Source organism: Phycicoccus sp. Root101, assembly GCF_001426245.1.
In the GTDB taxonomy this organism is placed as follows: Bacteria; Actinomycetota; Actinomycetes; order Actinomycetales; family Dermatophilaceae; genus Pedococcus.
This window is the reverse complement of the sequence record NZ_LMCM01000005.1, coordinates 578,887-590,956: the sequence shown is the minus strand read 5'-3', so window position 1 is coordinate 590,956 and position 12,070 is coordinate 578,887. Positions and strand designations below refer to the sequence as shown.

5 protein-coding genes and 3 rRNA genes are annotated in these 12,070 nt (G+C 64.1%); 3 read left to right on the top strand and 5 right to left on the bottom strand.

What is annotated here, in order from left to right:
- Positions 1-72: 72 nt before the first annotated feature.
- The 4 genes from rrf to ASC58_RS07350 all read right to left on the bottom strand — a co-directional run bounded on the left by rrf (position 73) and on the right by ASC58_RS07350 (position 7,261).
- A 5S ribosomal RNA gene (rrf, locus tag ASC58_RS07365) occupies positions 73-189 on the bottom strand.
- A 107-nt stretch (positions 190-296) separates the two neighbouring features.
- Positions 297-3,416 (bottom strand): 23S ribosomal RNA (locus tag ASC58_RS07360).
- A 379-nt stretch (positions 3,417-3,795) separates the two neighbouring features.
- A 16S ribosomal RNA gene (locus ASC58_RS07355) occupies positions 3,796-5,321 on the bottom strand.
- The 16S, 23S and 5S rRNA genes sit together here, the layout of an rRNA operon.
- Positions 5,322-6,019: 698 nt before the next feature.
- The gene (locus ASC58_RS07350) at positions 6,020-7,261 is read right to left on the bottom strand and encodes a homogentisate 1,2-dioxygenase (RefSeq protein ID WP_056918824.1); all 1,242 of its coding nucleotides are present in this window, start codon (positions 7,259-7,261) and stop codon (positions 6,020-6,022) included.
- 101 nt (positions 7,262-7,362) lie between these two features.
- On the opposite strand from ASC58_RS07350, the gene ASC58_RS07345 reads away from it, so the two are divergent.
- A complete protein-coding gene (locus ASC58_RS07345; RefSeq protein ID WP_056918823.1) occupies positions 7,363-8,232 on the top strand; it encodes a hypothetical protein in 870 nt (289 codons plus the stop codon).
- Positions 8,233-8,235: 3 nt separating this feature from the next.
- Positions 8,236-9,468, top strand: coding sequence for a fumarylacetoacetase (gene fahA, locus ASC58_RS07340; protein WP_056918822.1), 1,233 nt, complete (start codon positions 8,236-8,238; stop codon positions 9,466-9,468).
- A gap of 6 nt (positions 9,469-9,474) precedes the next feature.
- Here the strand turns inward: fahA and ASC58_RS07335 are convergent, their stop codons facing one another.
- Positions 9,475-10,497, bottom strand: a complete 1,023-nt coding sequence (locus ASC58_RS07335; RefSeq protein WP_056918821.1) for an RDD family protein — start codon at positions 10,495-10,497, stop codon at positions 9,475-9,477.
- 73 nt (positions 10,498-10,570) lie between these two features.
- Between ASC58_RS07335 and ASC58_RS07330 the strand changes: the two genes are divergently transcribed.
- Positions 10,571-12,043 carry an amino acid permease gene (locus tag ASC58_RS07330; protein ID WP_056918820.1) on the top strand — a complete coding sequence of 491 codons (1,473 nt, stop codon included), beginning with the start codon at positions 10,571-10,573 and terminating at the stop codon, positions 12,041-12,043.
- Positions 12,044-12,070: the final 27 nt, after the last annotated feature.

The window sequence follows — 12,070 nt, the reverse complement described above, 5'->3', positions numbered from 1 at the left end:
CTTGGGAATGCCTTGGCAGACGCGGGCATGCCAAAAGGGCCTTCCCGTGTGGGAAGGCCCTTTTGAAAGTATGTCCGGCTGCGTCCTACTCTCCCACACCGTAACCAGTGCAGTACCATCGGCGCTGAAGGGCTTAGCTTCCGGGTTCGGAATGGAGCCGGGCGTTTCCCCTTCGCTATGACAGCCGAAACTCTATGGAGATATCTTTCGGTGTGCTCCCACCACACGCGCGGTGGTTGGAGCGGGGTTCCCGACCGTATCTCGGGAACTACACAGTGGACGCGTAACATCTTTGTTGTATCAAGTTATCGGCTTATTAGTACCAGTCAGCTACACACATTACTGTGCTTCCACGTCTGGCCTATCAACCCAGTAGTCTAGCTGGGAGCCTCTCGGACCGAAGTCCATGGAAACCTCATCTTGAAGCGTGCTTCCCGCTTAGATGCTTTCAGCGGTTATCACTTCCGAACGTAGCTAATCAGCCGTGCTCTTGGCAGAACAACTGACACACCAGAGGTTCGTCCATCCCGGTCCTCTCGTACTAGGGACAGCTCTTCTCAAGTTTCCTACGCGCACAGCGGATAGGGACCGAACTGTCTCACGACGTTCTAAACCCAGCTCGCGTACCGCTTTAATGGGCGAACAGCCCAACCCTTGGGACCTACTCCAGCCCCAGGATGCGACGAGCCGACATCGAGGTGCCAAACCATGCCGTCGATATGGACTCTTGGGCAAGATCAGCCTGTTATCCCCGGGGTACCTTTTATCCGTTGAGCGACGGCGCTTCCACAAGCCACCGCCGGATCACTAGTCCCGACTTTCGTCCCTGCTCGACATGCCTGTCTCACAGTCAAGCTCCCTTGTGCACTTACACTCAAAACCTGATTGCCAACCAGGCTGAGGGAACCTTTGGGCGCCTCCGTTACCTTTTAGGAGGCAACCGCCCCAGTTAAACTACCCACCAGGCACTGTCCCTGATCCGGATCACGGACCGAGGTTAGATATCCAGAACGACCAGAGTGGTATTTCAACGTTGACTCCACACACACTGGCGTGCATGCTTCACAGTCTCCCACCTATCCTACACAAGCCGTACCGAACACCAATACCAAGCTGTAGTAAAGGTCCCGGGGTCTTTCCGTCCTGCTGCGCGTAACGAGCATCTTTACTCGTAGTGCAATTTCGCCGAGTTCGTGGTTGAGACAGTGGAGAAGTCGTTACGCCATTCGTGCAGGTCGGAACTTACCCGACAAGGAATTTCGCTACCTTAGGATGGTTATAGTTACCACCGCCGTTTACTGGGGCTTAAATTCTCAGCTTCGCTCCGAAGAACTAACCGGTCCTCTTAACCTTCCAGCACCGGGCAGGCGTCAGTCCGTATACATCGTCTTGCGACTTCGCACGGACCTGTGTTTTTAGTAAACAGTCGCTTCTCCCTGGTCTCTGCGGCCGTTCTCCCTAGACAGCAAGTGTCTTCAGGATCCGGGCCCCCCTTCTCCCGAAGTTACGGGGGTATTTTGCCGAATTCCTTAACCACGATTCACTCGATCGCCTTGGTATTCTCTACCTAACCACCTGAGTCGGTTTGGGGTACGGGCGGCTCGAACCTCGCTAGAAGATTTTCTTGGCAGCATAGGATCACCCTGCTTCCCGCATACGCGGTCACTATCAGGTCTCAGGCTATGTGAGCTGCGGATTTGCCTACAGCTCGCCCTACACCCTTGGACGTGGACTACCATCGCCACGCGGAGGCTACCTTCCTGCGTCTCTCCATCGCTTGACTACTACCAGATCGGGTCACGCGCTCCACCACTAACCTCCACCCGAAGGTGTCAGCACGTGGYTTCAGGCGTTTAGCATCAAAAGGTTCATCATGGGCGGTTCTTCGCCGGTTCCGGAATATCAACCGGATGTCCATCGACTACGCCTGTCGGCCTCGCCTTAGGTCCCGACTTACCCAGGGCAGATTAGCTTGACCCTGGAACCCTTGGTTATTCGGCGGACGGGTTTCTCGCCCGTCATTCGCTACTCATGCCTGCATTCTCACTCGTGTGGCCTCCACGGCTGGATCACTCCGCCGCTTCCCTGGCCACACGACGCTCCCCTACCCATCAACACGCTTGGACCGTGAACCCGCAGGTGTCACAGCCGGGCAAAGTGTCAATGCCACAGCTTCGGTGGTGTGCTTGAGCCCCGCTACATTGTCGGCGCGGAATCACTTGACCAGTGAGCTATTACGCACTCTTTAAAGGGTGGCTGCTTCTAAGCCAACCTCCTGGTTGTCAATGCAACTCCACATCCTTTCCCACTTAGCACACGCTTAGGGACCTTAGATGGTGGTCTGGGCTGTTTCCCTCTCGACTACGGAGCTTATCCCCCGCAGTCTCACTGCCACGCTCTCACTTACCGGCATTCGGAGTTTGGCTAACGTCAGTAACCTGGTGAGGCCCATTAGCTATCCAGTAGCTCTACCTCCGGTAAGAAACACGTGACGCTGCACCTAAATGCATTTCGGGGAGAACCAGCTATCACGGAGTTTGATTGGCCTTTCACCCCTACCCACAGCTCATCCCCTCAGTTTTCAACCTAAGTGGGTTCGGTCCTCCACGACGTCTTACCGTCGCTTCAACCTGGCCATGGGTAGATCACTCCGCTTCGGGTCTAGACCCAGCGACTAAAACGCCCTATTCGGACTCGCTTTCGCTACGGCTTCCCCACACGGGTTAACCTCGCCACTGAGCACTAACTCGCAGGCTCATTCTTCAAAAGGCACGCCGTCACCCCACAAGGAGGCTCCGACGGATTGTAGGCACACGGTTTCAGGATCTATTTCACTCCCCTCCCGGGGTACTTTTCACCTTTCCCTCACGGTACTTGTCCGCTATCGGTCACCAGGGAATATTTAGGCTTAGCGGGTGGTCCCGCCAGATTCACACGGGATTTCTCGGGCCCCGTGCTACTTGGGATACTTCTCTGGAGTGCACATCGTTTCGTCTACGGGGGTCGCACCCTCTGTGCCGGGCCATTCAATGCCCTTCGACTACAACGCGCATTTCTGACTCCATGCCAACATGTCAGTGCTGACCGAAAAGTCCCACGACCCCGCAACTGCAACCCCTGACAGGTATCACACAGCTACGGTTTAGCCTCTTCCGCTTTCGCTCGCCACTACTCACGGAATCGCGGTTGCTTTCTCTTCCTGTGGGTACTGAGATGTTTCACTTCCCCACGTTCCCTCTACCCGCCCTATGTGTTCAGGCGGGAGTGACTGGACTTGCCTCCAGCCGGGTTTCCCCATTCGGAAATCCTCGGATCACAGTCTGGTTATCGACTCCCCGAGGCTTATCGCAGATTCCTACGTCCTTCTTCGGTTCCTGGTGCCAAGGCATCCACCGTGTGCCCTTAAAAACTTGAGCCACAAAGATGCTCGCGTCCACTGTGTAGTTCTCAAAATACGGGCGGCCCCACCCCAGGYCCAGCACCTGCTCGAACCGCACCTCACGAAGAGGCACAATCCCAGTGGTTTGACTGGAGGGATGGGTCCAAGGCCGTAAACCGGCCCGAAGGAACAAGCTGCAAGCAGCCCGAGCCTTCAGGACCCAACAACGTGTCAAGCGCCTCCCCCACCCCGGTGCGTTCCACTGCCAACCACCCCCAAAAGGAGCAGCCGGCTTGTACTTGCGACACAGGACAGTGTCAGCGCCAAATAATCGATGTTCCACCCTTGAGCACCCGCTGCCCCACACTCGGGGACAGACCGGGCTCTGGATCGCTTGCGCGACCAGTGCTCCTTAGAAAGGAGGTGATCCAGCCGCACCTTCCGGTACGGCTACCTTGTTACGACTTAGTCCCAATCGCCAGTCCCACCTTCGACAGCTCCCTCCACAAGGGTTGGGCCACCGGCTTCGGGTGTTACCGACTTTCGTGACTTGACGGGCGGTGTGTACAAGGCCCGGGAACGTATTCACCGCAGCGTTGCTGATCTGCGATTACTAGCGACTCCGACTTCATGGGGTCGAGTTGCAGACCCCAATCCGAACTGAGACCGGTTTTTTGGGATTCGCTCCACCTCGCGGTTTCGCAGCCCTTTGTACCGGCCATTGTAGCATGCGTGAAGCCCAAGACATAAGGGGCATGATGATTTGACGTCATCCCCACCTTCCTCCGAGTTGACCCCGGCAGTCTCCTATGAGTCCCCACCATCACGTGCTGGCAACATAGAACGAGGGTTGCGCTCGTTGCGGGACTTAACCCAACATCTCACGACACGAGCTGACGACAACCATGCACCACCTGTATACGAGTGTCCAAAGAGAACGACATCTCTGCCGCGTTCTCGCATATGTCAAGCCTTGGTAAGGTTCTTCGCGTTGCATCGAATTAATCCGCATGCTCCGCCGCTTGTGCGGGCCCCCGTCAATTCCTTTGAGTTTTAGCCTTGCGGCCGTACTCCCCAGGCGGGGAACTTAATGCGTTAGCTGCGGCACGGATCTCGTGGAATGAGACCCACACCTAGTTCCCAACGTTTACGGCATGGACTACCAGGGTATCTAATCCTGTTCGCTCCCCATGCTTTCGCTTCTCAGCGTCAGTAGTGGCCCAGAGACCTGCCTTCGCCATCGGTGTTCCTCCTGATATCTGCGCATTTCACCGCTACACCAGGAATTCCAGTCTCCCCTACCACACTCTAGTCTGCCCGTACCCACCGCAAGTTCGAGGTTGAGCCTCGAAATTTCACGGCAGACGCGACAAACCGCCTACAAGCTCTTTACGCCCAATAATTCCGGACAACGCTCGCACCCTACGTATTACCGCGGCTGCTGGCACGTAGTTAGCCGGTGCTTCTTCTGCAGGTACCGTCACTTTCGCTTCTTCCCTGCTGAAAGAGGTTTACAACCCGAAGGCCGTCATCCCTCACGCGGCGTCGCTGCATCAGGCTTTCGCCCATTGTGCAATATTCCCCACTGCTGCCTCCCGTAGGAGTCTGGGCCGTGTCTCAGTCCCAGTGTGGCCGGTCGCCCTCTCAGGCCGGCTACCCGTCGTCGCCTTGGTGAGCCATTACCTCACCAACAAGCTGATAGGCCGCGAGTCCATCCCAAACCGAAAAACTTTCCAAACAGTACCCATGCGGATCTGTTTCATATCCAGTATTAGCTCCGGTTTCCCGAAGTTATTCCAGAGTCTGGGGCAGGTTACTCACGTGTTACTCACCCGTTCGCCACTGATCAGATGAAAGCAAGCTCCCATCATCACCGTTCGACTTGCATGTGTTAAGCACGCCGCCAGCGTTCGTCCTGAGCCAGGATCAAACTCTCCATTGATGTTTGCTACCCACCACCAAAGCGGCAGGAAAAGCGAAACCCCAGAAGGGTCGTCAAACTGACTGAGCAAGAACAACTAGCAAAAAACTAGTCAATTCAATGTTCAACCAAAGGATTTTCGTTCCAGAACACCAACCCCACAAACCAAACGGTCCATGCAGCCGGCACCCCAGAGACGAGGTAATTGGCATCGATTTTTGACACGCTGTTGAGTTCTCAAGGATCGGACGCACACCATCAGTTCGCCGTGTGGCGAAGCCTCTGGGGCATCGCCGTGTGGCGAAGCCTCTGGGGCATGTTCGCCACCCGCACAAACCAAACGGTCCATGCAGCCGGCACCCCAGAGACGAGGTAATTGGCATCGATTTTTGACACGCTGTTGAGTTCTCAAGGATCGGACGCACACCATCCACTCGCCGTTTCCGGCCGGGTGTTTGGGGCAACCGTTCAAGGTTACTCGCCTCGCAACTTGGGCGTCAAATCCGTTCTCCCTGTGCAGGAAGCCTTGGATCGAAGCGCGCTTGGCGTTCGGCGATGACCCAACTGTAGACCATGATCGGCGAGAGTCCAAAATCGAGGTGCGCACGCCCCCGATCGGTGGCTGGATCGCCCTCGATCCGTGCTTGTGGGGAGCGGAAACCGTTGCAGCGCAACGGTTTTCGTCCGAGCGCCCTGGTGCTGGGGGCGTCTCCGCGCCCTCAGGAGGTGCGTGGACGGCTCCAGGACCACACGTATTCGCCGTCGTCGACCGCGCGGCCGCCCTCCCCCAGCTCCAGCGTGCGGAATGTGTCGACCATGACGGCGAGCTCGTCGAAGTACTCCGTGCCGATGGACGCCTCGCTCGCCCCCGGCTGCGGGCCGTGCGCGTGGCCGCCGGGGTGCACCGAGATCGAGCCCTTGCCGATGCCCGATCCCTTGCGCGCCTCGTAGTCGCCGTCGACGTAGAACATGATCTCGTCGCTGTCGACGTTCGAGTGGTAGTACGGCACCGGGATCGACAGCGGGTGGTAGTCCACCTTGCGCGGCACGAAGTTGCAGATGACGAAGTTCCAGCCCTCGAAGACCTGGTGCACCGGCGGCGGCTGGTGCACCCGCCCCGTGATGGGCTCGTAGTCGCGCACGTTGAACACGTACGGGTAGAGGCAGCCGTCCCAGCCGACGACGTCGAGCGGGTGGAAGGGCAGGGTGTGCACGGTCCCGACGATCCCGCCCGGGCCGTTGCCCCGGTGCTTGATGAAGACCTCGGACTCGTCGTCCGCCCCGGCCCCCACGTCCTCGGCCAGCAGCGGGCCTGCGGGGCCGCGCAGGTCCCGCTCGCAGTACGGCGCGTGCTCGAGCAGCTGCCCGTACTTCGACAGATAGCGCTTCGGCGGCGCGATGTGGGAGTTGGCCTCGATGGCGTATGCGCGCAGCGGGTCCTTGGTGGACCGTTTCGGGATCCACCGGTGGGTCGTCGCCCTCGGGATGATGACGTAGTCACCCTCGGCGACGTCGAACGCGCCGAACACCGTCTCCACGCGGGCCCGACCGCGCTCGATGTAGACGCACTCGTCGCCCACCCCGTTGCGGTACCAGGGACTCGGGGCGCCGGCCACGGCATACGAGATGCGCACGTCGCCGTTGCCGAGCACGAGGCGACGCCCGGTCACGACGTCGGTGTTCCTGACGTCCTTGGGCGCGAACAGGTCGTGCAGCTTGAGGTGACGCGGCACCAGCGGGTGGTTCGGCGTCGTGGAGAGGTCACCGATGGACCACTCTCGCGCCCCGACCACGGTCGAGGGGATGTTGCGGTGGTAGAGCAGGGAGGAGTCCGAGGAGAACCCCTCCTCCCCCATGAGCTCCTCGTAGTAGAGCTCGCCGGGTCGGCCGCCGCGGGCCGGTCGCCGGTGCTGCGTGTGCCGCTTGGGCGGGATGTTCCCCATGGCCTGGTAGTGCGCCACTGTCCACCTCGTCGTGGTCTCGTCGCCGGTCCCGTCGCGTCGTCGCGCAGGGACCTCGGGCCGGGTCCTCGGCCGCTTGCCACCCTAGTAGCCTCGCCGCCATGACACCGCCGTCGACGACAGCCCTTCCGCGCGTCGCGGACCGGGGACTGTTCGCCCGGCTCGTCGACGACGCCGCGGTCTTCCCCCCGGGGAACGCACCGCTGGACGAGGCCGTGCGCCTGCACCGGTTCCACCGCGCCGCGGCGTACGCGTGGCTGGTCGGTCCGCTCCTGGTCCCCGTGTCGTCGGCGACCGCGCTCGAACAGGTCGCGGCAGCCAGCGCCTCGGCGGTCTCCCCAGTCCTCGAGGTGGCCCTGGTCGCCCGTCCCGGTGTCGCCACCCGGGAGGTGGAGCAGGCGGTCGCCCTGCTCTCCGCGGCCGGCGGCGTCACCGCCGTCGGCGTCGAGATGGCGTGGTCCCCCCAGTGGCGCGAAGCAGACCTCGACGGCCTCCCCCTGACCCTCGAGGTGCCGCGGGGGCCGGAGCAGGCCCGGGCCCTCGACGACCTCGGGACTGCTCTCGGCGAGGGCACGGTCCAGGCCAAGTTCCGGACCGGTGCCACCCCGACGTGGGCGTGGCCCCACGAGGACGAGCTCGCGGGGTTCGTGCGGGCCGCGGTCGAGCGAGGCGTGCCCTTCAAGCTCACCGGTGGGTTGCACCACCTCGTGCGCGGGGCCCGGTCCGAGGGCGAGCAGCACGGACTGCTCAACGTGCTCCTCGCCGTGCACGCGGTGGTCACCGGCGGCCCACCCGACGACGTCACGGACGCGCTCCGCGAGCGCGACACCGACACGCTGGTGGAGCGCACGGCCCTCATCGACGCGAACGGCGCCGCCGCCCTGCGCAGGACCTTGACGGCATACGGATGCTGTGAAGTCACCGACCCGATCGGCGAGCTCACGACGCGTCGCCTCATCGAAGGAGCCTGACCCATGACCCAGGACGCGACCACCCCCGCACCGTGGCTGGACCTGCCCGCCGACCACCCGTTCGGCCTCCAGACGCTGCCCTACGGAGTGTTCTCGACGCAGGGCTCGGCGCCGCGGGTGGGGGTGCGGATCGGTGACCACGTCCTCGACGCCGGTGCGTGCGCCGAGCAGGCCGGTATGGAGTCCGGCGAGGTCTGGCTCGCCCCCTCCCTGAACCCCTTCCTCGCCCGGGGGAGGCCCGCGTGGGACGCGGCCCGGGCGTGGCTCGTCGAGGTGCTCACCAGCGACAGCCGACGCGACTGCGTCGAGCCCCACCTCGTCCCGCTCGAGGACGTGCGGATGCACCTGCCGATCGAGGTCGCCGACTACGTCGACTTCTACGCCAGCGAGCACCACGCGACCAACGTCGGCCGGATCTTCCGCCCCGACTCCGAGCCGCTCACGCCGAACTGGAAGCACCTGCCCATCGGGTACCACGGCCGGGCGGGGACCGTCGTCGTGTCCGGTACGGACGTGGTCCGGCCGACCGGGCAGCGCAAGGCGCCGTCGGACACCGCCCCCACGTTCGGGCCGAGCATCCGGCTGGACATCGAGGCCGAGCTCGGGTTCGTGGTGGGTGGCTCCACTCCCCTCGGCGCCCGCGTGGCGGTCGACGACGCGGACGACCACCTGTTCGGCGTCGTGCTCCTCAACGACTGGAGCGCCAGGGACATCCAGGCGTGGGAGTACGTCCCCCTGGGCCCGTTCCTCGGGAAGTCGTTCGCGACGAGCATCTCCGGCTGGGTGGTGCCCCTCGCCGCGCTCTCGGCCGCCCGCCTCCCGATCCCGGCCCAGGACCCGTCGCCGCTGCCGTACCTCGTCGGGAGCGGCACGGCGTACGGGCTGGACGTGCACTACGAGGTGGAGCTCAACGGGACGGTCGTCACCCGCCCCGAGTACCGCGACATGTACTGGTCGCCGGCCCAGATGCTGGCCCACCTCACCGTCAACGGGGCCACGGTGCGCCCGGGTGACCTGTTCGGCTCCGGCACGATCTCCGGTACCGCGCGCGACACCCGCGGCAGCTTCCTGGAGCTCTCGTGGAACGGCACCGAGCCGATCGAGCTAGCCGACGGGAGCACCCGGTCGTTCCTCGAGGACGGCGACACCGTGGTCATCCGCGGCTGGGCGCCTGGGCCGGACGGTGCGCGCGTGGGACTGGGCGAGGTGCGCGGGACGATCACCCCGGCCCGCTGAGACGCGTCAGGGGCGGGGCTGCTTGCCCTTGACGACGTTCGTGGCGGCCACCTTGTCGTGCAGGGCCTGCTTCTTGTCGTCCCACGCCGGCCAGAGCAGGTCCAGCAGGGCGGCCAGCCCGGCGAAGTTGCCGAGCACCGGGATGTTGGACAGCAGGCTCAGCCCGGACTGGACCGACGAACGGCGGGCGGCGACCCCGAGGCTCGGGACACCGGGGCGCTCCCTGAGCCGGACGCTGAGGCCGAGCGCCGCCTTGCCCGGGGTCGCGCCCGTGCGGGACAGGAACAGGACGCTGTAGGCGAACTGGATCGCCGCCGAGACCAGCGCGAAGGCGATCAGTGAGCCGTAGCCGAGGTTGGACGTGTTGATCGACTCGAACGCAGCGGGGTCGTTGGACTCCACGGCCCGGCGGAAGTCGTCCAGCACGGGCCCGAGGGCGCGGACCAGGAGCCACCCGGCGAGCACGACGACGAGCAGGAACTGGATGAGCGCGTCGATGAGGTACGCGCCGACGCGCTGCCAGAAGGTTGCCAGCGGCTGACCGTCGGGGGTGGCCGGACCGGTGACGAAGCCGCCGTAGCCGGGGGTCTCCCACGGCGCGGGGTACCCGGGCTGCTGCGCGGGGTACTGCCCGCCGGCCTGGGACCCGACCGGCTGGCCGGGCTGCGCCTGCGGGGCGTTCCACTGCCCGGACTGGGGGGTCCCGGGGAACTGGGGGTTCGGCGCCTGCCACCCACCGCCCGGCGGCGTGGACGAAGCGCCCTGGCCCTCTGCCTGCGTGGGGGCCTGCGCCGTCCCACCGGCTGAGTCCGAACCAGCCGTGCCCGCGCCCGACTGGGTCTGCCCGGGGTACTGCGGCGGGTGGCCCTGGCCGGGGAACTGCTGCTGACCGGGCTGGGCCGGAGCCGAGGAGGCCTGCCGCGTCGAGCGCGGGGTGGTGTGCTTGGTCCACACCACGCCGTCGAAGTACCTCAGCTGCTGGTCGTTCTCGGGGTCGTCGAACCAGCCGGCGCGCTCGGGGGTCTGCATGGGCTCAGCCTCTCACGCACCCGGCCCTGCGCCGACGAGCGGCACCACCGGGCCCCACCTAGGGTGAATTCCCATGAGTGACTCGATCCTTCGCACCAAACCCGTCGAGGACGTCCTGGCCCAGGCGGGTGACCCGGGGACCGAGGACGGCAGCAGCGGCAGCAGGCTCAGGCGCCATCTCGGCGCCGGCGACCTGATGGGTTTCGGCATCGGCATCGTCATCGGCACGGGGATCTTCACCCTCACCGGGATCGAGGCCAAGAACCACGCGGGCCCGGGCGTCGTCATCTCGTTCGCGATCGCCGGGGTGGTCAGCCTGCTGGCGGCCCTCTGCTACGCCGAGATGGCTGCCGCCGTGCCGACGGCCGGCAGCGCGTACACGTACGCGTACGCGACGATCGGCGAGGTCTTCGCGTGGATCATCGGCTGGGACCTCATCCTCGAGTTCGCCCTCGGTGCGGCGGTGGTCGCGCGCGGCTGGTCGGGCTACATGAGGCAGCTGTTCGACCTGCCGACGTCCCTGTTCGGGGAGCAGGCGCCGGTCAACTTCGGTGCGGTCGCCATCGTGCTCGTCCTCGGGGTCGTGGCGGTCGTGGGCATCCGCGAGAGCGCCCGCGTGACGAACACCCTCGTCGCGATCAAGGTCGCCATCTGCTTCTTCGTCATCATCGCCGGCGCGTTCTTCGTCAAGGGCGCCAACCTCACCCCGTTCATCCCCCCGGCGGAGCCCGTCAAGGCAGGGGTCTCCGGCATCAAACAGCCGCTCAGCCAGGCCGTCTTCGGCATCGAGCCCACGGCCTTCGGGTTCGCCGGTGTCCTGACCGCGGCCGCGGTCGTGTTCTTCGCCTACACCGGCTTCGAGGCGGTGGCCAACCTCGGCGAGGAGACCAAGCGCCCCAGCCGCGACCTCCCCCTGGGCCTGCTGGGCACCCTCGGCATCTGCACCGTGCTCTACATCGGTGTCTCGCTCGTCATCACCGGGATGGTCCCCTACGGCCAGCTGGACGAGGGCGCCCCGATCGCGAGCGCCTTCAAGGCCGTCGGTGCGGGCTGGGCAGCCACGCTGATCTCCATCGCGGCCGTGGCCGGCCTCACCTCCGTCATCCTCGTCGACATCGTGGCGATGGGGCGGATCGGCTTCTCGATGGGCCGCGACCGGCTGCTGCCGCCTGCGGTGGCCAAGGTCCACCCGAAGTGGGGGACGCCCTACCGCATCACGATGGGCACCATCGTCCTCGTCGCGCTGCTCGCGGCCTTCATCCCGCTCAAGGACCTCGCCGACCTCGTGAGCATCGGGACGCTGTTCGCGTTCGTCGTGGTCTCCATCGCCGTGCCGATCCTGCGCCGCACCCGACCCGACATGAAGCGGCCGTTCCGTGTCCCCTTCAACCCCGTCATCCCCGTGCTGTCGGCACTGGCCTGCCTCTACCTCATGACGAACCTGTCGCTCGAGACCTGGTCGCGGTTCCTCATCTGGATGGTCCTCGGCCTGGTGATCTACCTGGTCTACGGCCGACGCAACGCCCGACTCGCCCAGCGGGACTGACGGAGCCAGCGCCCAGCCGCGCGGGTG

Excerpts from the sequence above, each read along its gene's own strand:
- fahA (WP_056918822.1), top strand. The coding sequence starts at position 8,236 with ATGACCCAGGACGCGACCACCCCCGCACCGTGGCTGGACCTGCCCGCC.
- ASC58_RS07335 (WP_056918821.1), bottom strand. The coding sequence starts at position 10,497 with ATGCAGACCCCCGAGCGCGCCGGCTGGTTCGACGACCCCGAGAACGAC.
- ASC58_RS07330 (WP_056918820.1), top strand. The coding sequence starts at position 10,571 with ATGAGTGACTCGATCCTTCGCACCAAACCCGTCGAGGACGTCCTGGCC.
- ASC58_RS07345 (WP_056918823.1), top strand. The coding sequence starts at position 7,363 with ATGACACCGCCGTCGACGACAGCCCTTCCGCGCGTCGCGGACCGGGGA.